At 69.1% G+C, this 25,130-nt stretch carries 24 protein-coding genes; 9 read left to right on the top strand and 15 right to left on the bottom strand.

The annotated features are described in order from the left end of the window. Window positions 1–67: 67 nt before the first annotated feature. On the bottom strand, window positions 68–988 hold the full coding sequence (locus ACSMXX_RS05190; protein WP_473181763.1) for an NADP-dependent oxidoreductase: 921 nt from the start codon (window positions 986–988) through the stop codon (window positions 68–70). Window positions 989–1,126: 138 nt separating this feature from the next. Between ACSMXX_RS05190 and ACSMXX_RS05185 the strand changes: the two genes are divergently transcribed. Beyond that, window positions 1,127–1,834 carry a VanZ family protein gene (locus ACSMXX_RS05185; protein ID WP_473182862.1) on the top strand — a complete coding sequence of 236 codons (708 nt, stop codon included), beginning with the start codon at window positions 1,127–1,129 and terminating at the stop codon, window positions 1,832–1,834. Here the strand turns inward: ACSMXX_RS05185 and ACSMXX_RS05180 are convergent. Beyond that, entirely contained in the window at window positions 1,773–2,909 is a 1,137-nt protein-coding gene (locus ACSMXX_RS05180; RefSeq protein ID WP_473182861.1) for a sensor histidine kinase, read from the bottom strand. The genes ACSMXX_RS05185 and ACSMXX_RS05180 overlap by 62 nt on opposite strands. Next, on the bottom strand, window positions 2,906–3,610 hold the full coding sequence (locus ACSMXX_RS05175) for a response regulator transcription factor (RefSeq protein ID WP_473182860.1): 705 nt from the start codon (window positions 3,608–3,610) through the stop codon (window positions 2,906–2,908). Before ACSMXX_RS05175 ends, ACSMXX_RS05180 begins: the two co-directional genes overlap by 4 nt. Before the next feature lie 87 nt (window positions 3,611–3,697). Between ACSMXX_RS05175 and ACSMXX_RS05170 the strand changes: the two genes are divergently transcribed. The 5 genes from ACSMXX_RS05170 to ACSMXX_RS05150 all read left to right on the top strand — a co-directional run bounded on the left by ACSMXX_RS05170 (window position 3,698) and on the right by ACSMXX_RS05150 (window position 10,054). Further along, complete coding sequence (locus ACSMXX_RS05170) at window positions 3,698–4,387, top strand: M15 family metallopeptidase (RefSeq protein WP_473182859.1); 690 nt, start codon at window positions 3,698–3,700, stop codon at window positions 4,385–4,387. Window positions 4,388–4,808: 421 nt separating this feature from the next. Beyond that, window positions 4,809–6,686 carry a LamG domain-containing protein gene (locus ACSMXX_RS05165; protein WP_473182858.1) on the top strand — a complete coding sequence of 626 codons (1,878 nt, stop codon included), beginning with the start codon at window positions 4,809–4,811 and terminating at the stop codon, window positions 6,684–6,686. 277 nt (window positions 6,687–6,963) lie between these two features. Further along, window positions 6,964–8,493 (top strand): AMP-binding protein, encoded by a 1,530-nt coding sequence (locus tag ACSMXX_RS05160; protein ID WP_473182857.1) that lies wholly within the window; start codon window positions 6,964–6,966, stop codon window positions 8,491–8,493. Then, complete coding sequence (locus ACSMXX_RS05155) at window positions 8,490–9,668, top strand: thiolase family protein (RefSeq protein WP_473182856.1); 1,179 nt, start codon at window positions 8,490–8,492, stop codon at window positions 9,666–9,668. Before ACSMXX_RS05160 ends, ACSMXX_RS05155 begins: the two co-directional genes overlap by 4 nt. Continuing rightward, window positions 9,659–10,054: a Zn-ribbon domain-containing OB-fold protein gene (locus ACSMXX_RS05150; RefSeq protein WP_473182855.1), complete on the top strand. Its 396-nt coding sequence runs from the start codon at window positions 9,659–9,661 to the stop codon at window positions 10,052–10,054. The genes ACSMXX_RS05155 and ACSMXX_RS05150 overlap by 10 nt, the downstream gene beginning before the upstream one ends. A 26-nt stretch (window positions 10,055–10,080) precedes the next feature. On the opposite strand, the gene ACSMXX_RS05145 is transcribed toward ACSMXX_RS05150, so the two are convergent. The 11 genes from ACSMXX_RS05145 to ACSMXX_RS05095 form a co-directional block, all read right to left on the bottom strand. Then, the gene (locus tag ACSMXX_RS05145; protein ID WP_473182854.1) at window positions 10,081–10,815 is read right to left on the bottom strand and encodes an IclR family transcriptional regulator; all 735 of its coding nucleotides are present in this window, start codon (window positions 10,813–10,815) and stop codon (window positions 10,081–10,083) included. A 219-nt stretch (window positions 10,816–11,034) separates the two neighbouring features. Beyond that, window positions 11,035–11,424 (bottom strand): cobalamin B12-binding domain-containing protein, encoded by a 390-nt coding sequence (locus ACSMXX_RS05140; RefSeq protein ID WP_473182853.1) that lies wholly within the window; start codon window positions 11,422–11,424, stop codon window positions 11,035–11,037. Next, window positions 11,421–12,983 (bottom strand): methylmalonyl-CoA mutase family protein, encoded by a 1,563-nt coding sequence (locus tag ACSMXX_RS05135; protein ID WP_473182852.1) that lies wholly within the window; start codon window positions 12,981–12,983, stop codon window positions 11,421–11,423. The genes ACSMXX_RS05140 and ACSMXX_RS05135 overlap by 4 nt, the downstream gene beginning before the upstream one ends. A gap of 133 nt (window positions 12,984–13,116) precedes the next feature. After that, window positions 13,117–13,959: an LLM class F420-dependent oxidoreductase gene (locus ACSMXX_RS05130; protein WP_473182851.1), complete on the bottom strand. Its 843-nt coding sequence runs from the start codon at window positions 13,957–13,959 to the stop codon at window positions 13,117–13,119. After that, entirely contained in the window at window positions 13,956–15,452 is a 1,497-nt protein-coding gene (locus tag ACSMXX_RS05125; protein ID WP_473182850.1) for an amidase, read from the bottom strand. The genes ACSMXX_RS05130 and ACSMXX_RS05125 overlap by 4 nt, the downstream gene beginning before the upstream one ends. Beyond that, entirely contained in the window at window positions 15,449–16,345 is an 897-nt protein-coding gene (locus ACSMXX_RS05120) for a carbon-nitrogen hydrolase family protein (protein ID WP_473182849.1), read from the bottom strand. The genes ACSMXX_RS05125 and ACSMXX_RS05120 overlap by 4 nt, the downstream gene beginning before the upstream one ends. A gap of 22 nt (window positions 16,346–16,367) precedes the next feature. Next, the gene (locus tag ACSMXX_RS05115; protein WP_473182848.1) at window positions 16,368–17,162 is read right to left on the bottom strand and encodes an SDR family NAD(P)-dependent oxidoreductase; all 795 of its coding nucleotides are present in this window, start codon (window positions 17,160–17,162) and stop codon (window positions 16,368–16,370) included. Window positions 17,163–17,221: 59 nt separating this feature from the next. Continuing rightward, the gene (locus tag ACSMXX_RS05110) at window positions 17,222–18,208 is read right to left on the bottom strand and encodes an aldo/keto reductase (RefSeq protein WP_473182847.1); all 987 of its coding nucleotides are present in this window, start codon (window positions 18,206–18,208) and stop codon (window positions 17,222–17,224) included. Window positions 18,209–18,278: 70 nt separating this feature from the next. Further along, window positions 18,279–19,739, bottom strand: a complete 1,461-nt coding sequence (locus ACSMXX_RS05105; RefSeq protein WP_473182846.1) for an MFS transporter — start codon at window positions 19,737–19,739, stop codon at window positions 18,279–18,281. A 317-nt stretch (window positions 19,740–20,056) separates the two neighbouring features. Further along, window positions 20,057–20,248, bottom strand: a complete 192-nt coding sequence (locus ACSMXX_RS05100; RefSeq protein ID WP_473182845.1) for a ferredoxin — start codon at window positions 20,246–20,248, stop codon at window positions 20,057–20,059. Between the two features lie 3 nt (window positions 20,249–20,251). Further along, a complete protein-coding gene (locus ACSMXX_RS05095) occupies window positions 20,252–21,460 on the bottom strand; it encodes a cytochrome P450 (RefSeq protein ID WP_473182844.1) in 1,209 nt (402 codons plus the stop codon). 183 nt (window positions 21,461–21,643) lie between these two features. Between ACSMXX_RS05095 and ACSMXX_RS05090 the strand changes: the two genes are divergently transcribed. Beyond that, on the top strand, window positions 21,644–22,324 hold the full coding sequence (locus ACSMXX_RS05090) for a helix-turn-helix domain-containing protein (RefSeq protein WP_473182843.1): 681 nt from the start codon (window positions 21,644–21,646) through the stop codon (window positions 22,322–22,324). A 6-nt stretch (window positions 22,325–22,330) separates the two neighbouring features. Here the strand turns inward: ACSMXX_RS05090 and ACSMXX_RS05085 are convergent, their stop codons facing one another. Beyond that, complete coding sequence (locus ACSMXX_RS05085; protein WP_473182842.1) at window positions 22,331–23,314, bottom strand: DMT family transporter; 984 nt, start codon at window positions 23,312–23,314, stop codon at window positions 22,331–22,333. Between the two features lie 232 nt (window positions 23,315–23,546). On the opposite strand from ACSMXX_RS05085, the gene ACSMXX_RS05080 reads away from it, so the two are divergent. Further along, window positions 23,547–23,759 (top strand): hypothetical protein, encoded by a 213-nt coding sequence (locus tag ACSMXX_RS05080; RefSeq protein ID WP_473182841.1) that lies wholly within the window; start codon window positions 23,547–23,549, stop codon window positions 23,757–23,759. A 100-nt stretch (window positions 23,760–23,859) separates the two neighbouring features. After that, complete coding sequence (locus ACSMXX_RS05075; RefSeq protein ID WP_473182840.1) at window positions 23,860–25,101, top strand: 4-hydroxybenzoate 3-monooxygenase; 1,242 nt, start codon at window positions 23,860–23,862, stop codon at window positions 25,099–25,101. Window positions 25,102–25,130 lie beyond the last annotated feature (29 nt).

Here is a 25,130-nt window from a genome sequence, read left to right as displayed (position 1 = left end):
CGCCGGTGGAGGTCACGCGGGTACGGGCCTGCCGCACGCCGCACCCCGCCGGGCCCCTTCGCCTGCTTCAGACAGTGAGGACGATCTTTCCGCGGGTGCGCCCCGCCTGACTCAGCCGCCAAGCCTGCGCAGCCTCAGCCAGCGGCAGAGCTTCTTCCACATGCACCTTGAGCTTGCCGGCGTCCGCGAGTTCCGTAAGGAAAGCCAGGTCGTCCGCGTCCGGGCGCACCCACACGTAATGTCCGCCCTTCTGCGTCACCTCGCCCTCGGCGACCGAGGCCACTCGGTCGGCCCGCTCCACGAGGGACAGCGATACGTCGACTGCCCCGCTGCCCACGAAGTCGAGGGCAGCGTCGACGCCCTCGGGCGCCAACTGCCGTACGCGGTCGGCCAATCCGTCCCCGTAGGTGACCGGCTCGGCCCCGAGGGAGCGCAGGAACTCGTGGTTCCGCTCGCTCGCGGTGCCGATGACCCGCGCCCCGAGGGCGACCGCGATCTGCACACCGAGAGATCCGACGCCGCCCGCCGCGGCATGGATCAGCACCGTGTCCCCGCTTCCGGCGGCGACACGCTTCAACGTCCGGTACGCGGTGAGCCCGGCCAGCGGCACACCTGCCGCCTCCTGCCAGTTCAGCGCGGTGGGCTTCTTCGCCAGCGTGCGCACGGGCGCGGAGACCAGCTGCGCGTATGTGCCGTTCTGCGCCCAGTCCTTGCGGACGTATCCGTAGACCTCGTCGCCCGGGGCGTATTCGCCCGCGTCGAATCCCGTACGTTCCACGACCCCGGCCACGTCCCAGCCGGGGATCAATGGAAACCCGGCGTCCATGACCGGGTCGAGCCCTCCGGCGGCGAGCTTCCAGTCGACCGGATTGACCCCGGCCGCCTTCACCCGAACCAGCACCTCGCCGGGCGCTACCTTCGGCTCGGGCAGGTCGACGAGCTTGAGGTCGTCGGCGGACCCGTACTTCTCCAGTGCGATTGCCTTCATGACTGCTCCAACCCCGCCCGGGTGTGGATCAATTCCGCGGTCAGCCATTCTCAGCGCGTGGTGCGGGGATTCCGTGTATCGCGGGCGTATCGAAAATCGCATACGCCACCGCAACAGTTCTCCGTCTTCAGTGGATGCATGGATCACAACGCATCCCTGTCAGCCCCACCCCTTCGTACGCGCAGGATCGTGCTGGTCGTCCTGGCGGTCCTCGGCATGGCGAGCGCCGTATTCGTCGTACGCAGGCCGCTCATGATGTCGGTCCCGATGTGCACGAGCGGGCGGTGGCATGGGTGCTTCGGTACGTTCAACGGTGTCGCACTCATCACGGTGGCCGCAATGCCGTTGGCCGCACTGGCGGTGTGGGCTCTGGCACGCCGCCGGACTGTCACCGGCAGCACGCCGGCGCGGGCGTGGCGGGTGTCGCTGGCCGAGGTCGGCATGGTGTACGGGATAGTGCCGTGGGTCTGGATGATCATGCTGCCCGGCGACGAGGCCGGTGCCGTCATGAGCCTGGTACCGCTGCGGGATCTGCTGACGATGGACACGGGCCAGGTCGTCGGCAACCTGCTGGTCTTCGCAGCGCTGGGGTTCTTCGCCCCGCTGCGGTTCCGGGCGCTGGCGTCCGTGCCCCGGGTCCTGGCGCTGGGGGTGGGCTGCTCGATCCTGGTCGAGACCGCGCAGTACGTCCTGCGGCTGGACCGGGTCTCCTCTGTGGACGACATACTGCTCAACTCCGTCGGCGCCGGGCTGGCCGCGCTGGCGTCGCGCCGCTGGTGGCGCGCTACGGGTGGAGCGTCGTCTGACCGACCTCGATCGGGTCCGTCGAGGGTAGTTCCACAGTGACGCGCATCCCTCCGGCAGAGCCCGGGGTCAGGGTGAGTGTTCCGTCGTGTGCCTGAGTGATGGTCTTGACGATTGCCAGGCCGAGGCCGACGCCCGCGTGGTCGGTGTGTATGCGTTCGTTGCCGCGCTGGAATGGTTCGGTAAGTGTCGAAGCCAGTTGTGGGGCGAGCTTCTCGCCGGTGTTTTCGACGGTGAGCACCACGGTCTTGGGGCGGGCGCTGGTACTGACCCACACGGTGCCCTGCTCAGGCAGGTTGTGGACGATCGCGTTGTGTACGAGGTTCGTGGTCAGCTGCAACAGGAGCGCTTGTGACCCGATCGTGGGGGCCATGTCGCCGGACGTTTCGATGGTGACGCCGTGCTTTTCCCCGAGGGGGAGGAGTGTCTCCGTGGCTTCTTCCGCCATGAGGGACAGGTCGACGCGTTCCCGGGGGAAGGACCGCTGCTCAGCGCGGCTGACCAGGAGCAGTGCCTCAGTGAGGTCGATCGCTCGGGTGTTGACGGCATGGAGGCGGTCGATGATTTCGCCCGTTCCGTGGGTCGGATCGCTGCGGGCCACGTCGAGAAGTGTCTTCGAGATCGCGAGCGGGGTGCGCAACTCGTGAGAGGCGTTGGCTGCGAATCTCTGCTGTTCGGCGACGTGCACCTCGAGCCGCTCGAGCATGCCGTCGAAGACGTCGGCGAGTTCGCGGAACTCATCTTTGCGGCCCGGTAGCCGGATTCGGTGGGAGAGCGATCCGGTCGAGGCCAGGCGGGCGGCGTCGGTGATGCGGGTCAGCGGGGCGAGCATCCGGCCGGCGAGGATCCACCCTCCCACGAGGCTGAACACCAGCAGGAACGCCAGTACTGCGGCTGCCCTCGGAGCGAAAACGTCCAGGAGGACGGACCGGACGGGGAAAACACCATTCGCGGGCTTGTCATCGGGGTTGATGAGCATCGCACGGTCGGGGACATAACGGAGGAGGAACACCCATACCGCCGCGAGCAGCAGGACACTGGCAAGCATGAGGAATCCGGCGTAGCTGAGGGTGAGCTTGAGGCGCACGCTCAACCCAGGTGCCCTGTCCGCCCTCATCCGCCCTCGCCTCCATCGTGTCCCGCGTCTCCGGCCTCTGGGCGCGCGTCGATGCGGTAGCCGACGCCTGGCACCGTGGCGATCAGACAGGGTTCACCGAGCCGTTTGCGCAGCGCCGAGACCGTGATGCGCACGGCGTTGGTGAACGGGTCGGCGTTCTCGTCCCACGCCCGCTCCAGCAGCTCTTCGGCGCTGACGACACCGCCTTCGGCAGCGACGAGGACTTCCAGCACGGCGAACTGCTTCCTGGTGAGCGCGACGTAACGACCGTCCCGGTAGACCTCTCTGCGGAACGGGTCCAGCCGCAGACCTGCGATCTCCCGCACGGGCGGCCTGATGTGCGCGCGTCTGCGGTCGAGTGCTCTGAGCCTGAGCACGAGCTCTTGCAGTTCGAACGGCTTGGTGAGGTAGTCGTCGGCGCCGAGCTCGAATCCGGACGCCTTGTCGTCGAGCCGGTCGGCTGCGGTGAGCATGAGGACCGGCATGCCGCTGCCGGAGGCGATGATGTGTTTGGCGATCTCGTCGCCGGAAGGGCCTGGGATGTCGCGGTCGAGGACGGCGATGTCGTAGGCGTTGATGCTCAGCAGTTCCAGAGCGGCGTCGCCGTCACCAGCAGTGTCGGCCGCGATCGCTTCCAGGCGCAGCCCGTCGCGGATGGCCTCTGCCAGAAAGGGCTCGTCCTCGACAACCAGCACACGCATGTGTTTGAGGGTACGAGCCTGTGCATATCGGCGGCGTATGGAAAACCGCATACGTGCGGGCAACCCCACGCTGCCTTGACTGGCAGCATGACTCGATCCCCGCCGTCAGCACGAACAACCACCTGCCGGATTCGCCGGCTGCTCCTTTTCGTCGGCCTCGTAGTCGTCACAGCGGTGATCACCGCAGCTCTCGGCTGCCAAGTGCCGAAGTCCTCATCCTCCCGGGCCGCATCACCCTCCCCGACCGCATCACCACCCAGGGACACCCCGCACGGCGAGCCCAAGCGTGCAGACCGCAAGGGTGCACTTGTCGAGGCTGACGGCGCCCTCCCAGACGACGCGACAGTGTTCAGTGACGCGTACGCCGGCGTAGCCAACCTCGACCCCGATCTGCTCCAGGCCCTGCGCGAAGCTGCGACGGATGCCGCTGACGACGGCCTTGAGTTCTACGTCAACAGCGGCTGGCGTTCCCCGGAGGACCAGGATCAGCTTCTTCGTGAGGCCGTCTCCCGGTACGACTCGGAAGAGGAAGCCGCCCGATGGGTGGCCACGGCGGACACGTCTCCTCACGTGTCGGGAGACGCGGTCGACATCGGGCACTCCAGTGCGACGGCGTGGCTGTCCGGGCACGGCGCCGAGTACGGGCTGTGCCAGATCTACAGGAACGAGCCCTGGCACTACGAACTGCGCACCGAGGCGATCGATCGTGGTTGCGCACGCATGTATGCCGACCCCACCCAGGACCCCAGGATGCAGAGTTACCGGGCGGCTCGGTGAGTTCGACGAGTGCCGGCAACGCCCGGACTCACATGGGCCCGCGCTCCCCGGAGGTGGTTCGCGCATTCATGGAGAAGTACGCGGCAGAGCACTTGTCGGTCTGTGCCAAATTCCGCTGGCCGCGGTCGTGCCGTGGGCGGTGGGCCATATCGTGTTCGGGGAAGCGTGAGGACAATACCGACCGCAGTCCGGGGCAGGCACCAACCCATAGCGGACGAAAACCCATAGAGGACGAAACAGTTGAATCGCGGAGGACGGCCGTGGCGCCCGCTGAGCCGGACCGTCACGGCTGCGCGGTCAGGTCATCGCGGGTGGCCGTCCTGCGGAGCTGAGCTCCGTGAACCGCGCCGCCGTCCACTTGTCGGAGCGTCCATGGACTTCCGCCCATGACGCCACGCCTTGACCGATGGGGGATTGAACGATGGAAGCCGAGTGGTTGTCCGACGTTGAACTGCTCGAACTCGTTCATGTCGGCCAGGAGTCGGCCAATGCGGCTCTGATCGAACTGGAAAGGCGTCATTTCAGCGCTGTCCGTACATTTGCCGCCTTGTGTGTGAACAACGCTCCGGCAGCGGATCAACTGGCAGCGCGCGCCTGGCAGTGGGCGGTGTGGCCCAACGGCACAAGTACGGTACGGGCGCTGCGCCCCCACGCGTTGGCGTCGGTGCTGCGGGTGGCAGCCGGGATCGCAGCCACGGATCATCTCGCCATGCTCGACGCCGACTTGGAGCTGTGGCTGGGCACGCTCCCGGCCACATCGGCCCCGGGCTTCTCGGACAGCCATGTCACGATCTCCCACCATGACTCGGTGATCACGCGGGCATTCCACGCACTGCCGGCCAACTTGCAGACGGTGCTGTGGCATCACCTGGTGGAGCACGCCGACAGCGCCCGGATCGGGAGCCTGCTGGGCTCCGGCTCAGCAGAGTCTCAGGAGATTTCAGTACTTGTCAGACGCGCGTACCGGGACTTCTACCACGCCTACGAGCAAATTCACTATGGCGGAATGACGGACAACTGCCGCCGTTTCCACCGGATGGTCATGGCTTACGCCGACCACAAGGGCGGCAATGCGGCGTATGCGATTCCGCATCTGCAGCAGTGTGGCTACTGTTCCCGCGCAGTCGCCGATCTGGAGGGAATGAGTTCGAACTTCGGCGAACTTCTGGCGGAAGCGCTGCTGCCCTGGGGAGGGCATGCCTACGCCGATTCTCGACGCGCCGAATGGGTCTCGGCGACCATTGCCGTCCGTACGGAAGAGCCGATGGATCCGCGCCGAGCGGGCGTGACCGATGCGGGCTCTCCGGATTCTCACCAGCACCGGAGCGCGTTCGGCAGGGCAACCGGGGGCGTGCTGGGGGCCGTCGGGCTCGCCGAGCGAAGGACCGGCGGGGTCGATGTCCGTGCGCGGCGGCTCACGCAGGTCGTCGCCGCCCTGGGTGTGTGCTCACTGGCGGTGGCGTTCGCCTACGCGCAGGGGTTCGGCTCGAAGCCGCCCCTGCGGAGTGGCGAACCGCCGGAGAAGAACGTCCCGGTCACTCCGGCGCCGTCGAAGTCCGGTGCGTCAGGGCCCTCAGGGTCGCCCACGGGATCCTCGTCGCCGACGGACTCGGCGGGCGGATCCAGCAAGCCGCCTTCCGGTGACCGCGATGGGCGCAGTCCCGGACCAGGGGTGCCGGGTCCGGCCCTGGAGTGGCTCTTCGACGGGGTCAAAGGTGGGGAGACCGCGGACAGTTCAGGCGATGACCGGGACGGGACGCTCGTCGGCGCCCCGCCGCCGAAGCCGGTCAAGGACGGCGGAATATCCTTCTCCGGGCAGCAGTCGGTGACATCACAGAGTCCCGTGTTCGATACCGACCGCAGCTTCTCGGTATCGGCCCGCGTGAAGCTGCGGAACAAGGACGAGTACCAGACCGTCGCCAGCCAGGACGGAGCCGAGATCAGCTCTTTTCAGCTCCAGTTCGACCCGGTGGAAGACCGCTGGGAGATGCGTATGCACCGGGACGACACCCAGACCTCGCGCGCCGACGAGGCGGAATCCGATGCCGTCCCGCGTGCCGGCCGCTGGACCTCTCTCACCGGGGTCTATGACGCGTCTGCCGAAGAAATCCGGCTGTATGTCGACGGACGGCTCGAAGACACCGTCAACCGGGAGGCGGACCGGAGCTCCGAGGGGGATTTCGCCGTGGGCAGGGCCCGGTTGGGCGACCAGTACATCCGCGGCTTCGAGGGGACGATCAAGGATGTACGGGCATTTTCCAAGGCACTCACCGGGGCTCAAGCCAGGAAGCTCGCCTGAAGGACGAGTGATGCGGACGGCCAGGCCACCGGCCCCGAAGTCCAGCCGGCCGTAGCCGCGATCTGACCGGCCTGCCTGCCGGTGACTCCTTTTGACCTGACCGGGACCGCGATCAGTGCGGGTCCGGCGACGCGGGCTGCGCGGCGACAGCGACGACGACGGCGTACACACTCCGCATCACCGCGACGGCGTCGAGCGGCATGGGTGTGCATACCGCTGTGCGAAACGATTGATGCACATCGTGGAACGCTGCTAGGGTGCGTCTACCGACCGGCCCTTGACGAAGGAGAGCGCCCTGGACACCGCCTACATGCTGCGCCGGGCCGCTCGCATGTTTCCGGACTCGGTCGCCGTGGACGACGGCCGCGTCTCCTGGACGTCGCGGCAACTGCTCGCACGAGGCGAGCGCCTCGCCAACGCGCTGGACGTGCTCGGTGTCCCGCCGGGCGCCGGTGTCGGCGTCCTGTCGCACAACCGCGCCGCGTACGTCGAGGCGGACACGGCCATAGCCCTCGGGCGGCGCATCCGGGTCGCGCTCAACGCCCGGCTGCACTTGGAGGACTTCCGCTACGTGGCCCAGGACGCCGGGCTGCGTGCGCTCTTCTACTCCGCGGAGTTCGAGGAGCAAGCGATGGCCTTGCGCGACGAGTTCGGGCTCTTCGCCATCGCGTTCGACAGGCCGGCCGCCGCCGGTGCGGTGCTCGCCGGGCAGCTGATCGAGGACACGTCCGGAGAGGTCCGCCTCCGCGATACGGATCCGGAGCAGACGGCGTGGATCTCCTACACCTCCGGTACGACGGGGCGTCCCAAGGGCGTGGAACTCTCGCACCGCGCCGTACGCGAAGTCGCGGTCAACCTCCTGCTGGAAGTGGGGCCGGTGGCGCCCGGAGAACAGATCGTCCTCACCCAGCCGATCTCCCACGGTGCGGGCTACTTCGTGCTGCCGTACCTCCTCAGCGGTGCCGGGCTGCACGTACAGCCGACGTTCGACCCGGAGGAGGTGTGGGAGTTGTCGCGGTCGCCACGGATCAGGACGCTCAAGATCGTGCCCGCGATGCTGGAAGCCATCATGTCGGCGGAGTCGGGGAATTGGGGCTACGAGTCGGTCGTCTACGGCGCTTCGGGAATACCGGCGCCGGTTCTCGAGCGCGCCGTGGAGCGCTTCGGTCCGACGCTCATCCAGGACTACGGGCAGTCGGAGGCACCCATGACGATCACGTGTCTGCAGAAGACGGACCACCTCGACGCCGACGCCCGGTTCTCCGCCGGACGCCCCTGGAAGACCGTCGCAGTCGAGGTCCGCGACGACGACGGCAGGGAGGTCGCACCGGGCGAACTCGGTGAAGTCTTCGTCCGCGGGCAGCACATGATGACCCGCTACCGCGGCAAGCCCGAGGAGACGGCCGAGGTCCTGTGCGACGGCTGGCTGCGCACCAAGGACCTCGCCGTCGCCGACGAACGAGGGTTCGTCCACCTCCGCGGACGCCGCGACGAAATGATCATTTCAGGCGGGTTCAACATCGCTCCGCGCGAGGTCGAGGACGTCCTCAGCGCCCACCACGGCATCGACGAGGCAGTCGTGCTCGGCATGCCGGACGCGCGCTGGGGCGACGCGGTGACGGCCGTCGTCCGTCCCGCACCCGGTTCCACCCTGACCGAGGAGGAGGTCCTGACCTTCGCCCGTCCCAGGCTGGGCATGCGCGCCCCGAAACGTGTGGCCGTCTGGTCCGAGATCCCACGCAACTCCTACGGGAAGGTCGACCGGCTGAGTATCAAGTCGGAACTGGCGCAAGGAGGTTCGCCGTGACCGGTGACGTCGTGATCGCGGGTGTCGGGATGCATCCCTTCGGGCGGTATCCCGGTCTGTCGCTGAAGGACCTGGCGCGGGGCGCCGCCGTACGGGCGCTCCTCGACGCGGGCATCGGCGTCAAGGATCTGGACGCCGCCTACACGGCCAACGCCATGGCCGGCATGCTCCAGGGCCAGGAGATGGTGCGGGGCCAGACGGTGCTCCGTGAGATCGGTGTCGAACGGATCCCGGTCGTCAACATCGAGAACGCCTGTGCCAGTGGGTCGAGTGCTCTGGCCCAGGCCGTGCTGGCGATACGTGCCGGCGCCGCCGACGTCGTGCTGACCGTCGGCTTCGAGAAGATGTTCGTCTCCGACCTCTCACTGACCCTGGACGCGCTGGAGTCGGCGGCCGATCTCGACGTCGTCCGAGGTCTGGGCATCCAGTTCACCGCCATCTACGCGATGCGCCTGAGGCGGCTGATCGCCGAAGGCTCCCTGAGCGTCGGGGACATCGTCGACGTCTCGGTCAAGAGCCACGCCAACGGTGCGCTCAACCCGTACGCGCAGCACCGCGCGGAGGTGACCGCGGAACAGGTGCGTGACGCGCGTCCCATCGCCGATCCGCTGACCCTGCTCATGTGCAGCTCGATCTGCGACGGCGCGGCGGCCGCCGTCGTGGCACGGCGCGGAGCCCTGGACTCCGGTGCCCGGCCGACCGTCCGCGTGATCGCCTCCCAGGGCGCGTCGGGGTTCACGGCGGATCCGCAGGGCGAGCCTTCGATGTCGACGGTGTGTGCCGAAGGTGCCTACAAGCAGGCGGGCCTCGGCCCCGGCGACATCGACGTCGCCGAGGTCCACGACGCCATGGCCCCGGCGGAGTTGCTCTACGCCGAGCAACTCGGCTTCTGCGAGGCGGGCGGGGCCTCCGAGTTCTTCCGCGGAGGGGCGACGCGCCTCGACGGGTCGCTGCCGATGAACCCCAGCGGAGGACTCTCCTCGCGTGGCCACCCCGTCGGCGCGACGGGCCTCGCGCAGATCGCCGAACTCACCTGGCAGCTCAGGGGAGAGGCCGGAGCACGACAGGTGCGGCGTCCGCGCATCGCGCTCTCCCAGAACAGCGGCGGTTGGCTCGAAGGTGAGTCGGCGGCAGGGAACGTACACATCCTGGAGAGGCTTGAGCCATGGGACTAGAGCGGGCTCTCGACCGGCAGCCGACCGGGGAGAGGCCCCGGTTCGACCCCGAACGGAACTGCCTCGTCGGGAGCAGGTGCGCGGACTGCTCGGCCACGGCCTGGCCCGGACGCGCCGTCTGCCACCGCTGCGGAGGCTGGGAGGTCGAGGACACACCGTTCGCACGCACGGCCACGCTGCTCACCGTCACCGAGGTGCACGTCCCGCGGCCCGGTCTCGAAGTGCCGTACATGCTCGGCCAGGCCGGACTGCACGATGGAGGGCCGCTGCTCTTCGGCCGCGTGCGCGGGCTGGACGAACCGGCGAGCCTGCCCTGCCGCGTGGACCTCCTGGTGGGGCAGACGGACGGGGGACGGCCGACCTACTGGTTCGAACCGGCTCCCTGATGCGATGCGGCACGGCCGGCGGACGGTCACCTGGTGTGGATGCGGCTCGTGATCCGCTCGGCTGTGCTCCGGGCGAGTTTCTCGAACTCCTGCAGGCGCGACTTGTCGATGCGGGAGGCCGGGCCGAGCACGCTGAGGGCGGCGATGACCACGCCGTTGCTGTCGAAGACGGGGGCGCTCACGCCGACGGCGCCCGCGACCCGCTCGCCGGCGCTGAAGGCCGTCCCCCGCTCGGCGACGGTCTGCAGGCTGCGGCGCAGAACGTCCAGGTCCGTGATCGTCGCGTCGGTCATGGGCCTCGGGTCCAAGGTGCCGAGCAGGGCTTCGCGTTCGGCGGGTTCGAGGAAGGCCAGCAGTACCTTGCCTGCCGACCCGACGTGGATTCCGGCGCTGGCTCCGAGACCGGCCGTGTAACGGATCGCCTGAGGGCTGGGCAGTTCCTGGATGCAGATCCGCGAGAGACCGGCGCGGACGTGGACCGTCACGGTCTCCTGGGTCTGCTCACGCAGCTCTTCGAGATCGCGGTTGGCATCGAAGGGGAACCCGGCGTGACCGCTCACGACGCTCGACATCACATGGAAGCAGGCCGGCCCGAGCCGGTACTCCCCGGTGGTCTCGTCCTGGAGGACCATGCCCTTGTGCCTGAGCGTGGACAGGATGCGGTACGCAGTCGTCTTCGACAGCCCTGCTTCGCCGCTGACCTCCGCCAGGCGCCGCGGTCCGTTGCCGAGAGCGAGGAGGATGTCGACAGCGCGGGCCACTGAGCGGACGGGCGTTCTGGGTGATGACTCAGCGTCTTGTTCCAAGATGCTTCGCCCCTCCTGAGATGTAGGCGCCTCAATGTAACAAGAGGCGGGGACCGGCAGCCTCTGAAGAGGCGGGGACCGGCAGCCTCTGAAGTGTGGGGAGCGGGCCCGTCTCGCCCCGTGCCCGGCCGGGCCGCGGTTCCGCGCTTCTCCCAACTCCCGTGTCTGCGTTCGCTATCCGCCGGCGGAGACGAACGCCTCGACCACGCTGTCGCTGCTGGATCCTGGGCCGAGGTACTCGTGAACGCCGGCCGCGAGCATCCTCTCGATCTCCGCGGGTTCGTCGATGCCGCCGGCGACGACCGGGATGTCGATTCCTTCGGTGCGCAGTCGCTCGAGCACCTTGACGGTGAAATGACCGAGCCCCCCGCTGAGGCAGCTGACTCCGATGAAGTCCGCGTCCTCGTCGACGGCGGTGCCGACGATCAGGTCCGTCGACACGCGCTTGCCGAGGTAGACGACCTCGAACCCGGCGCCGACGAGGGACTTGGCGACGAGGTTGATGCCCACGTCGTGCCCGTCGAGCCCGACCTTCGCCAGGACGACCCGTCCACGGTGCGTCATCGCCCGAACCCCTCCCGCGTCGCCGCCACGATCTCCTGCGTCGTCGCTCCCGCCCGCAGGGCGAGGACGGTGACCGGAACGAGGTTGTCCGTCCCCGCCGCCGCCTCCTGGACCTGTGCCAGTGCCGTGCGCACGGCGTCGCCGTCCCTGCCGTCCTTGTGCCGCTTCAGCCGGTCGCGGGCGTCCTGTTCGACGTCGGCGAAGCCGATCTCCCCGGCGCTCCGGCCGGCGAACAGATGCCGGTTCTCCGGGCTCTCGAAGATGCTGCTTCCGACCATGTGCCGTTCACCCTCCTCGAGTTGGCGCTGGCGGGTGCCGCGGCTCTCATCGATGCGTCCGGCGATGTAGCCGTTGCGCAGTGCCTCCAGAGCGCCGCCGTTGTCCGCGATCCTGGTCAGCTCGCGCTTCACCTGCCCGATCAGACAGGCGTCGATGTCCGCGGTCTTGAAGCTCCCCGCGAGCGGGTCGAGCGACGTCATCGCCCCGTGCTCGAAGGCGACGACCTGCATCGTCCGCAGCGCGAGGGCCGCCGAGTCGGCCGACGGGATCCGCAGCGCCTCGTCGTAGCCCGTCGCGCAGAGGTAGTCCACGCCGCCGAGCATCGAGCCCAGCACGCTGAGCGTGACCCTGGGAACGTTCACCAGGGGTTCGTCGGCCGATTCGAGACCGTGGGAGTAACCCATGATCGTCATGACGGGCTGATCGGCGACCGGGAGGCCGTACCGCTCCTCGACGATCTCGCCCCACAGGACCCGGGCGGTCCGGAAGAGCGAGGCGCCGACGAAGAGGTCGCTGCGTTCGTTGAGGAAGAACATCACCTTCCCCAGTACGCCGGAGACGCCGTACCCCCGCGCCACCAGCTCGTCGACGTAGACCAGCGCGTTGGCGAAGGCCAGGGCCACGGCGAGCACCGGGCCGGCACCGGCCACGTCGTAGTGGTTGGAGCACACCGTGATCGCCGCGCCGGGTAGGTCCTCGTCGATCGCGTACGCGACGCAGTCGCACGCGATGCGCACGGCCTGCTCCGGCTCGTGGATCTCGGTCCCCCGTGCCGTGAACTCCTTGAGCGGGTCGTTCTGCATGACGAGCCGGACGCCGGGTGCCCGGCGATCACGCAGGACGGACACGACCATCGCGAGGCCGATGTGGCCGATCGAGTTGGCGAGCATGCCCAGACTGTCGGCCGATTCGAGGTCCAGCCCGGAACAGATCGTGGCGAAGTCCTCCAGCGTGGAGCAGGACACGCCGGCCCGGCCGACCTGGGCGAACGCCAATTCGTGGTCGGCGTCGTAGCCGAGCTGCGAGGGCAGGTCGGCGGCGAGGAGGAACGACTCGGCCCCGAGCTGCTGGAGGACCTTGAGCCTCTCGGCCGTCATGCGGGGTGAGCCGAGCCCCGAATACACCATGAAGCGCGGTCGGTACGGGCCGGGCTGCTCGCTGTGATGCTCGGACCAGGCCCGCAGGGAACGCTGGTCGGGGGACGGGTAGGAGGTGTACGAACGCCTGATGGGGACCTCGGCGTCGTTCGCCGACGTCTCGTGGTTGTGCGACCCCGGCATACGCGTGTCACTCTCACTTCAGGGCGGGTGCGTCTCCTCAGGAGTTTCGCATCACGGCACGGTCATTTCAATGTGTGGTACGCGCTCTCGCTGGGGAAGTTCCGTCTCCACCATCAGCGACAGGTACGGTGCCCTATCCGCTCCCGGGACCGGCGCGTCCGACGAACGCAGCCAGTTCGTCGAGGCGGCGCAGCGTCTCCGCTTCCGGGGCGGTGGGCAGAGTGAAGGTCACCCGCTCCACGCCCGCTTCCGCGTAGCCCTCGACCGCGCCCGCGTCGGTGGTCGCACCGCACAGCGTCGTACGGACGTCGGTGCGGCCCTGTTCGGCCAGCCAGGACGCCACCCGGCGCAGCTCCTCGGGCGGGGTCTTCGCCCGCGGCATCCAGCCGTCTCCGTATCGGGCCAGGCGGTCCAGGGCAGCCCGGCTCTCTCCGCCGACGCAGACCGGCGGGTGAGGCCGCTGCACCGGCTTCGGCCAGGCGAAGACGGGGTCGAAGTCGACGTGCTCGCCGTGGAATTCGGCCTGGTCGTTCGTCCACAGCTCCTTCAGCGCGGCGAGCTTCTCGTTGAGCAGCGGTCCTCTGCTCCGGGGGTCGACGCCGTGGTTGCGCATCTCCTCGCGGTTCCAGCCGGCGCCTACGCCGAAGAGCACCCGGCCCCGGGAGAGCCTGTCGAGGGTGGCGACCTCCTTGGCCGTGTGGAACACGTCCCGCTGGGCGAGGAGCGCCACGGCGGTGCCGAGCGTGAGCGTGGACGTCGCGGTGGCCGCGGCGGCGAGCGCCGTGAAGGGGTCGTACGTGCGGTAGTAGACGCGGGGCAGCTCGCCGCCGCCCGACCACGGGGTTTCCCGCTTCACGGGGATGTGCGAGTGCTCGGTGACCAGGAGCGACTCGAAGCCCCGGTCCTCCAGGGCCCTGGCCAGGACGTCCGGACGAATCCCCTCGTCCGTCACGAAGGTGTTGACGCCGAATTTCATGCCGTCTCCGGATCTGGTCGTCCGTCAGTGATCTTCCGTGTGCCCGTACGGACACGGGGTCCGCGGCTGAGCTCTTCCGTCAACGCGCCCATCGCCAGCACCAGTCCGTCCGCGTGCCTGGGGCCCACGATCTGCAGGCCGACCGGCAGTCCCCGTGACGTGAATCCGACCGGGACGCTGATCGCGGGCTGCCGCGACATGTTGAAGGGGAAGCTGAAGGGGGCCCATTCGGCCCAGCTCCGCATGCCGGAGCCGGGCGGCACGTCGTGGCCCGCCTCGAAGGGCTCGATCGGCACGGTGGGCGTGATCAGCACGTCGAATCGGTTGTGGAAGCCGCCCATGCGGATGCCGAGTGCCGTCAGTTCGCTCTGTGCGTGGAGGTAGTCGCTCACCGAGTGACGCGCTCCGCGGGACGCCAGGGCTCGCAGCCCGGGGTCCGACGGCTCCTCCGTGGCGTCACTCTCGGGGTTGTGGTCACGCCGGTGCCGGTCCAGCAGGTGTGCGAAGCCCGAGGACCACAGCACCTCGAACGCCCCCAGGGGATCGGGGAGTGCGGGGTGCGACTCCTCGACGTCGACACCTGCCGCGGCCAGGTCGGCCACCGCCTCGGCGACGACTGCGGCGATCTCCGGATGGACCTGCCCGCGGCCCAGCGTGGGCGAGAAGGCGGCGCGTACGCCGCGGACGTCCGCGCCGAGACCTTGGCGGTGGCTCCCCGGGCCCGCCGCCCTGTCCGCGGTGGGATCCCGGTGGTCCGGCACGGCGAGCACATCCATCATCGTGGCGATGTCGGCGACCGAACGGGCCATCGGCCCCGCGTGCGCCATCGTCCCGAGCACGCTCGGCGGATACAGGGGGATGCGCCCGTAGGTGGGTTTGAAGCCCACGACGCCGCAGAACGAGGCCGGTATCCGTACCGATCCTGCCGCGTCCGTGGCCACCGACACCGCCCCCATGCCCGCGCTCACCGCCACGGCGCTGCCGCCGCTCGACCCTCCCGAAGTCAGCGCGCGGTCCCAGGGGTTGCGGGTGACGCCGTCCACGGCATTGTCGGTGACCCCCTTCCAGCCGAACTCGGAGGTCGTGGTCTTGCCGAGCAGCACGAGCCCGTTCTCGCGCAGTCGCGCGGCGGCGGGGCTGTCGGTGTCCCAGGGCTGTGCGGGGTCCGAACTCGTGGAACCGCGCAGCGTCGGCATCCCGCGGGTCAGGAACAGGTCCTTGATCGATGCCGGTACGCCGTCCAGACTCCCCAACGGGCGTCCCTCGACCCGGCGTTGCTCTGCCGCCTTCGCCTGTTTCAGCGCTCCCTCGTGATCGACGAACGCGAATGCCCTGCAGCCGTCGTTGTGCGCGTCGACTGCCCGCAGCGCGGCATCTGTCGCTTCGACGGGGGAGAGATCGCCCGCGGCGTAGGCGGCGTTGAGTGCGGCCGCCGTCCACTGGGCGACGTCGTCGGACGCACCTGCGATCGCGTGCTCCGGTGACGTCGTCATGGCCGGGCTCCTCGCTCGCCGGCGGCCGGCGGGCTGGGGGCCGACAGCGGTTCGGTGATACGCCCGTACAGCTCGGGGCGGCGGTCGCGGAACAGCGTCAGGTAGCGGCGCTGGGCCCGCAGTTCGGAGCCGTGCAGCACTGCTCGTACGGCCTCTTCCCGGTCGGAGTCCGAGCCGGCCAGGGTGTCTCCGCTCGGCCCGGCGACGGCGCTGCGGCCGTAGAAGACCTGGTCTCCGTCGGTGCCCGTGCGGTTGCAGCCGAGGAAGAACACGGCGTTCTCCATGGCCCTGGTCGCGCAGCGGGCGATGATGCTGTCGCTCGGGACCCTGCCGGGTTGTACGGCCGAGGCCCACAGCGAGACGACGATCTCGGCGCCGGCGAGGGTCTGCACGCGGGCGAGTTCGGGGAAGCGGACGTCGTAGCAGAGGTTCAGGGCGAGCGTGCCGAGCGGTGTGGGGAACACCTCCACTACGTCGCCGGCGACGTAGTACTCCTTCTCCTCCCTGCACGCGTGCACCTTGTGCTGCACACGGCACGGCCCGCCGGCGGGATCGACCAGCACCGCGCTGTTGAAGAGCACTTCGGGCACGTGCGGATGCCGCTGCGAGACGCCGGCCACGACGTACGCGCCGGTCTCCCGGGCGGCTGCCGCGAGCACTTCGGTGGTCGGGCCCGGTACCGGTTCCGATGCGGCGTAGAGCTGCTCGGCGAAGGTGCCGTCCCGGGAGGACCGCACATAGCCCGTGTTGCTCAGCTCGGGAAAGACGACCAACTCGGCGCCGTGCTCACGGACTTCGCGCTCGACGAATCCCGCCATCCGCTCGGCGTTGCGTACGGGATCCAGCGGAGCGGCGCTGAACTGCACCAGCGAGACACGCACTTGGTCCTTCACGGACGAACGACTCCAATCCGAATCACGTGTGATTCTCCGGATGAACATCCCGCGCGAACCGCGGATTGCCCGCCAGCAGTCCTCCGTCCACCGGGAGCAGGGTTCCGGTGATCCACGACGCCTCGTCCGAGGCCAGGAAGAGCGCCGCGGCGGCGATGTCGCCGGTCGTGCCGACGTGACCGAGCGGGTACCAGCCGCCCAGGCGCTCGAGGATCTCCGGGTCGATCTTCTGGCGCTCGTTCCACACGTCCGTACGGAACGTGCCCGGCACCAGCGCGTTGGCCCGTATCCCGTCCGGTGCGTGCTCGACGGCCAGGTTGCGTGTCAGCGACTCCACGCCTGCTTTCGCGGCGCTGTAGGCGGAGGCGCCGACGTGCGTGTGCGCGTTCACCGACGAGACGTTGATGATCACCCCTTTCCCCTGAGCGATCATCGTCGGCAGCACCCGCTGGGAGCACAGGAAGGTGCCCTTCAGCACGACGTCGACGTCGCGGCTCCAGTCCTCGATGCGGGCGTCCAGGATGCAGGCCGGATTGGAGGTGAAGGCGTTGTTCACCAGCACGTCAATGCGCCCGAACTCGCTCCTCGCCGCAGCCGCCATCGCGTCGGCGTCTTCTTCGCGGCGTACGTCGGTGCGTACGCCCAGAGCCCGCCCGCCCTCGCTCCGTACGGACTCGGCGACCTCGTCCGCGGCCGCGCCGTCGGCGTCGGCCACGACGACGGCGGCGCCCTCGGCGGCGAAGCGGCGGACCAGCGTACTGCCGAGGCCGGAGCCCCCTCCGCCGGTCACAACAGCCACTCGGTCCTTGAAGCGCATGTCACCAGCCTTACTCGGCGGTTCTCGCCGGTTCGATTGCTCGCCGATCCGTGCCGAGCTCATTCGATCAAGGTCATGCGGTCCGGCGAGTACCGCTCGCCGTTGATCATTCCGGCGGGCACGGCCTCCTCGATCGCGGCGACGTCGTCGCCGGACAGCGTCATGTGCGCGGCGGCCACGTTCTCTTCGAGGTACTTGCGCCGCTTCGTGCCGGGGATCGGCACCACGTCGTCCCCGCGGCTCTGCACCCAGGCCAGCGCCAGCCGTGCCGCGGTGACGCCGCGGTCCGCCGCGAGTGCTTCGAGCGCGCGCACGAACTCAAGGTTCCGCTCCAGGTTCCCCGAGGCCAGACGCGGCTGGGACGTACGCCGGAAGTCGTCCTCGCCGAAGTCGTCCGGCGAGCGGAAGCGGCCGGTGAGGAAGCCTCGTCCGAGCGGGGAGTACGGCATGATGCCGATGCCCAACTCGCGGCACACCGGTACGACTTCACCCTCGATCGACCGCGACCACAGGGACCACTCGGTCTGCACGGAGCTGATGGGATGGACTGCGTGCGCGCGGCGGATGCTCTCCGGCGACGCCTCCGACAGCCCCAGGTGCCGCACTTTCCCAGCGGCGACCAGCTCCGCCATGGCGCCGACGGTCTCCTCGACGGGGACCTCGGGGTCGACGCGATGCTGCTGATAGAGATCTATGTGATCCACGCCGAGGCGGCGCAGCGACGCGTCGCACGCCTGCCGCACGTATTCCGCGTCACCGCGCACCCCGCGCGCCATGGCGTCGTCCGAGCGCACGACACCGAACTTGGTGGCCAGGACGACCTGTTCGCGCCGTCCGGCGATCGCGCGGCCCACGAGCTCCTCGTTGGCGCCGTACCCGTACATGTCGGAGGTGTCCAGCAGGGACACCCCCAGATCGAGCGCACGGTGCACCGTCGCGACCGATTCGGCTTCGTCTGCGCCGCCGTAGAACTCGCTCATGCCCATGCATCCGAGCCCTTGTGCGCTGACGTCCAGTTCGCCCAGCCGCCGAGCGGGCATGTTCATCTGGCTTTCCTCCACTGCTCGTTGTTCCTGCGTCGGTTCCCGCGGCGGGTGTACGGGCCCGCGTGCGCCGTCAGGTCGGCGCCGGCGCCTCCGTCTCCTTCGGGGGAGCCGGCTGTGCCCGTACGACCGGTTCGTTGATGTCCTTCAGATGGGTCTCCGGCATCAGCAGCACCGCACCGAAGGTGATCGCGCAGACGCCGGCCATATAGGCGGCGACGGCGGTCGAGGAACCGGTCGCGGCGTACAGCGAGGTGGCGATCAGCGGTGCGAAGGCACCGCCCAGCACGGAACCCAGCTGCACGCCCATCGAGACGCCCGAGTAGCGGAGACCGGTGGAGAAGACCTCGGCGAAGAAGGCGCCCTGCGGCCCGTACATCGTGGTGTGCATCAGCCCGAGGCCCACAACGAAGGCGGCAAGGATCACGACGTCCGATTTCGTGTTCAGCATCGGCCAGAAGGCGAACGAGAAGAGGCAGAGCATGCCCGATCCGGCAAGCAGCATGGTGCGCCTGCCGAGACGGTCGGACAGCGCGCCGGAAAGAGGCAGAACCACCAGCTGGACTCCGGCCGCGACGAGCACGGCGAACAGAATGGAGTTCTTCGAAAGGCCCAGTATCTCCGGGTTCGTGGCGTATGACACCGCGAACGTCATGAAGAGGTAGTACGTCACGTTGATGCCGATGTACGCGGCGGCGACCAGGGCGATCTGCCGGTAGTGCACCTTGAACGCACGGATGACGGGGGAACCGCTTCCTGCTTCCCCCGGGTGCCCGGCGGGCGCCGTTCCGCCCGCGGCCGCCGGCGGATCCTCGGATCCGGCTGCCTCCGCGGCCGCGGCACGCTGTTCCTTGACCTTCTGCAGGTGCCGGAACGCGTCGGTGTCTTCGAGCTTGAGCTGGAGGTGGATGGCCAGCCAGATAAGCGCCGCGCTGACGAGGAAGGGGACGCGCCACCCCCAGGACTCGAAGGCGGCGGGCGAGGTGAGCCTGATGACCAGGATGAAGGCCAGGTTGCCGAGGATGATGCCGCCCGGTGCGCCTGCCTGGGCGAAGCTGGAGTAGAAGCCCCGGCGTCGCGGCGGGGCGTTCTCGGTGGCGAGCAGTACGACACCGCCGAGCTGTCCCCCTACCGCGATCCCCTGCATGAAGCGGAGCAGCACCAGCAGGATCGGCGCCGCGATGCCGATGGCCGCGTGCGTCGGCAGAAGACCGATGAGAGTCGACGCGAGACCCATTCCGACGAGCGCGCCGATCAGGGCCGTCTTGCGGCCTCGTACGTCACCGATGTGGCCGAAGAGCATGCCGCCCAGCGGCCGCGCGACGAACCCCACCGCGAAGGTGCCGAAGCTGAGCAGAACGCCCGTCAGCGCGTCCTGCCCCGGGAAGAACAGCTGCGGGAAGACCAGCGCCGCGGCCGTTCCGTAGATGAAGAAGTCGTAGTTCTCGATGCTCGAGGCCGACAGCGCAGCGAACGCGACCTTGGCCATCCTCACTTTCGGCGGCCCCTCCGCCGGACCTTGTCCTTGAACCATCCGCCCGCTCCTCCCGCCCGCCTATGTGGCGCTTTGCCACGCCGTGGCCTCCGTTGCGTTTCGCTTGATGAAACTCTGAATGCCACTCTGTGGTATGGCTTCCTACAGGCCCGTGCCGACCCGGTCAAGGGGATGCACCGAGCCGGCTTCCGGGCGGGGTACTTCGCGTCGGCGGGAGAGCGGCAGTCGTCGGGGACCAAGCGCCCCCCGAATCCGGTCGGGATTCGCGGGGGCGCGGCGGACCGGACGGCGGACGGCGTGTGGCCGTCGGGCAACCTCGCCCGGGCAGGTACTGCGAGCTCTGCGAGCCTCGACGGCTACGACAGGGTGATCGCCGCGGCAGGGCACAGTTCGGCTGCCTCGCGAACCGACTCCCGCGTTTCAGCTGGCGGTTCGGGTCGCAGTACGACCACCTTGCCGTCGTCCTGACGCTGGTCGAACACCTCGCCGGCCGTCAGCACGCACATTCCGGAGCCGAGGCAGCGCTCGGCGTCCACGGTGATCCTCATCGGTCACGCATCCCAGGTGACCGGGAGGCTCTTCACCCCGTAGATGTCCGCGGTCTCCGGGCGGAGGGCAACCGCTTCGGGCGGTACGGCCAAGCGCAGCGTGGGGAAGCGGTCGACCAGCGCGGGGAACGCGACCCGCATCTCGACGCGGGCCAGCTGCTGACCCAGGCACTGGTGGATGCCGTGGCCGAAGGCCAGGTGCCCGCCGTCCTGCCTGCGCAGCTCGAGCACGTGGGGATCGGCGAAGCGCCCGGGGTCGCGGTTGGCGGTGTTGTACGACAGGATCACCGGCGAGCCCGCCTCGATGGTCTGCCCGCCCACCTCGGCGTCCTCCAGTGCCGTCCTCATGAACGTCTTGGCGACACTGAGGTACCGCAGCAGCTCCTCCACGGCCCGGTCGGCGAGTGCGGGATCGGCGCGCAGTGCGGCCAGCTGCTCCGGGTTGCGCAGCAGCGCGAAGGTGCCGAGGGACAGCATGTTCGCGGTGGTGTCGAGCCCGGCCGCCAGCAGGATCAGGGCGATCCCCTTCAGCTCCTCATCGGTCAGATCGCTGTCGGTGAGGTCGCTGAGCACGTCGTCGGTGGGGTTCGCGCGTTTGGCGGCCACCAGCTCCGCGAGGAAGTTCTGGGTCGCGGTGTAGGCCGCTATCAGGTCCTCGTCGCTCGTCTCCCCGTTCATGAACGAGTCGACCTGCTCCTGGAAGGACCCCCGGTCCTGGTACGGCACCCCCAGCAGCTCACAGATCATGATGGCGGGGATGGGCCTGGCGAACGCGGTCACCAGGTCCGCCGGCGGCCCGGCCTTCTCCATGGCGTCCAGGTGGTCGGCGGTGATCTGCTCGACGCGCTCGGTGAGCAGTCGCATCCGCCGAACCGTGAACTTGCCCATCAGGGGCTTTCGGTAGCGGCTGTGCTGGGGCTCGTCCATGAGGAGGAACTCGCCGGGCGGCGCCGGCGGGACCTCGATGTCGCCGTAGTCGATGGTCGGGTGGTGGCGCATGAGCTCCTTGCGTGAGCTGAACCGCGAGTCGGCCAGGACCGATCTGACCAGGTCGTATCCGGTGATCAGCCAGCCGGGCCTTCCACTGGGGAAGGTGTAGCGGCTGATGGGGCCGTGCCGGCGGGCGTCGACCAGCTCTGCCGGAGGGGCGAAGGGGCAGCCGGGCTGACGCGCCGACGGCATCGTCGTGACGGTGTGCAGGGATTCATCCATGATCGATCCTCATTTCGCGATAGTACGCGTTTAACACAGCTCGAAAGCTACGTTGCATTCAGAATTGCGTCAATCAGAGAAAGCGCGTTAGCCCTGTTCAAGCGACCAAAACTGGTGCAATGACGCTGAGCTCGAATGCAATGATGCGTTGCAATGAATGACGTCGAAGGCAATACTGGCGGTATGCCAGGAGGACGACTGAACCAGCAGGACCGCCAGCGCATCGCGGCCGGACTCGCCGAAGGGCTCTCCTACGCCGAGATCGCCAGGCGGCTCGACCGGCCGACCTCGACGATCAGCCGGGAGGTCGGACGCAACGGCGGCCCCGGCGGCTACCGCCCCCAGCAAGCACACCGGGAGACGGTCCAGCGGGCGCGGCGTGGCACACCGGCACCCCCACGGGCGGGCGGACCGCCGGGCAGCACGACGGAAATGGAAGAGGAGATCGTCGAGCTGGCGGTCAGGTCGGGGATGCCGAGGACGACAGCGCGCGTGCACGTCGACCTGATGCTGTCCGAGGACGGCAGGCGCACCGCGGCCGACCTGACCCGCAGGCTGAAGCTCAGCCCTGCCTCCGTCTCCGTGGCCGTGAACTTCCTGGTCCAGCAGGGGTTCGTCCGGCGCGAGCGCGATCCGCAGCGGCGTCGCGACATCTACGTGATCGACGACGAGGCCTGGTACCACTCGATCGTGATCAGCTCGCGGCTGACACTCGATTCGGCGCAGGCCGCGATCGCGGCGGCGGAGACGCTCGGGCCCGACAGCCCGGTGGGCCGGCGGCTGACCAGGGCAGGGACGTTCCTGGAGCGGGTCGTCCTGGACATGATGGAGTCGGCCGACCGCTGGCGCTCCCTCCTGGCGTGACGGTTCTCAGCCGAACCACCGGGAGAGCCGGGAGGAAACCGGACCCGGATGAACCGTCTGCCGGGAGGCCGGTGCCTCGTCCGGCCGGGAGCCGGACCGTCTGAACCTCCCGTGCGCCGCCAGGATCCCGATGATGACCAGGCCCGCGCCCACGGGTTGATTCCAAGCCAGAGGCTCATGAAGGACCAGCACGCCCAGGATCACTCCGACGAGAGGCGTCAAATAGGTCACCGCGGCGGCGTGCGAAGCTCCCCAGGCTTCGACGACGTTCGTGTTCCATACGTAGGCGAGTCCGGTGCTCACTGCCCCGAGAGCCACCGTGCTCAGTACGACGGGCGGAGTGAGCCGTACCGGGCTGGTGGCCACGAACGGTGTGAGTACGGCCATGATGACGGCGCCGGCGGTGACTTGGACGAATGCCACCGTCAGTGCCGGGACGCCCCGGCCGGCCACATGCCGGCGCAGATAGACGAACGCCAGGCCGTAACTGGTCGTCGCGGCGAGGCAGGCCAGCTGCGGCAGCAGGTCACCACTCCCGGAACCGGCGGTCCACGGCCCGACGGTCATCAATACGCCGGCGAACCCGAAACCCAGTCCGATCCCTCGGTCACGGGTGAGGCGCTCGGTACTGAGCAGCACCATTGCGAACGCCATGGTGGTCAAGGGGGTGACGGCGTTGTAGATGCTCGCGAGTCCGGACGGGATCTCTTGCTCCGCCCACGCGAACAGGGTGAACGGCAGGACGCAGAGCAGTAGGGCGACGACGGTCAGGTGACCCCACAAAGCGGGGTCGCGGGGGACCGGCTTCCGAGCCGTCAGCATGATCAGTGCCAGGGTCAGGCAACCGCACACCATCCGTGCCGTGACGACCTGCACCGGTGAGAGACCGTCCAGACCGATCTTGATGAACAGAAAGCTGGCCCCCCACGCCAGAGCCAGCAGACCGAACTGAGCGACGGTCCTGCCGGCGGGAGAACGGCCGCTGTTCATGGTGCCCCCGTCATCTCCGGCGCTGTGTGCGGGCAGTCAAACAACTGCGCAGGTCACGCGCTCGCGGGTTTCGGACGCCACTCTCTGCGCACGTCCATGGAGCCTGCCTGCCCGTGGCCTTGTCGCACCCGCTTCGCCCGGTTGGCGCACAGTCTCCTGTACGTGCGCTTCCGGCGCGGTCACTCTTGGACGGGTGCACCGAGCACCGCACGTCCATCCCGAGGGGGCTCCCGTGGACGCTGAGCGCCCGCAGGCCGCCGGCAGCGGCGGAAACGGCGACGGCGGAAACGGCGACAGCGACCGTGGCGACGGCCGGCGCAGCCGCGCGAGCACCGGCCAGGCCGGCAGCCACGGCCACGGACGTGCCGTGGCGGTCGCCATGCTCGTACTGACCGTACTCACCGTCGTGATGGCGGCCGCCGCGGCCTGGCAACTGGTGTCGTAGGCCCGCGGACCAGGGCGCCGGGCTCCGCTGTACACCAAGATCACTCTGCTCTAATCTTGGGCGCCTGCCCGGTGGTTGACGCTTTGTTCGGGAGGTTCGGGTGGATCCGGAGCAGCAGGACGAGGGCGTCCGCACCCCCGTTTCCCCGTCAGGTGCGGGTGCCACTTCCGTCGTCGTCATCGGCGCGGGTCCGGCCGGGCTCACCCTCGCGAACCTGCTCCACGCAGAGGGCATCGACTGCGTGCTGCTTGAGGCCGAGAGCCGGGACTTCGTCGAAGCGCTGCCGCGCGCGGGATTCCTCGAGGAGTGGGCCGTACGTGCGCTGGAGCGGCGCGGCCTCGCCGGGCCGGGGCTGCTCGCGGCGGAGGCGCAGGGCGACTGCGAGTTCCGGCTGGACGGGACGCGCCACGTCTTCCGCTACGGCGCGCTCTCCGGCCAGCGCCACATCGTCTACCCGCAGCAGCGGCTGGTGACGGACCTGGTGCGCTTGTACGCCGACGAGGGGGGCGGCGACGTGCGGTTCGCCGCACGGGACGTGGCCGTGCACGGAATACGCACCGAGCGCCCCTCCGTCTCCTGGACCGACCCCGGGACAGGTGAACAGCGCACCATCGCCTGCGACTTCGTCGCCGGCTGCGACGGCGCCCGCGGCTCGGCCCGCAGCGCGATACCGGAGGGCGGCGTCGAGGTCTTCCGGCACGATCTGGGCGTCGGCTGGCTCGCCCTGCTCGCCGAGGCGCCGCCCTCCGCGGAGAGGGTCGTGTTCGGGCTGCACACCCAGGGGTTCGCGGCACACATGGCGCGCGGCCCGCAGGTCACCCGCTACTACCTGGAGTGCCCGCCGGGGGACTCCACCGGCAACTGGCCGCACGAGCGCGTCTGGAGCGAGCTGCGCACGCGGCTCGGCGCCCGCGACGCGGCGCCGCTCAACGAGGGCGAACTGATCGAGCGCCGCGTGCTCGACATGCACAACTACGTGGTCGAGCCGATGAGTTACGGCCGGCTGCATCTCGCCGGGGACGCGGCGCACCTGGTGGCGCCCGTCGCCGCCAAGGGCATGAACCTCGCTCTGAACGACGCGCTGCTGCTGGCCGACGCCTTACGCGCGTACTACCGGGAGGGCGACGAGAGCGGCATCGAGGGCTACTCGGACGCCTGCCTGCGACGGGTTTGGCAGTACCAGGACTTCAACAACTGGGTCTCGGAACTCGTGCACGGCCCGTCCTCCGGCGACCCGTTCCGCGCGGGCGTGACGGCTGCCCGGCTGCGGCGCATGACCCGCTCGGAGAAGGCGGGCCGAGCGGTCGCCGGCCTCTACATCGGGAGCGACGCGGACCACTGACAGGTGTGACGAGGGCGGTGAGCGAGCCA

Source organism: Streptomyces sp. DSM 116795 (assembly GCF_055792905.1).
This window is presented reverse-complemented; position numbering and strand designations above follow the sequence as displayed.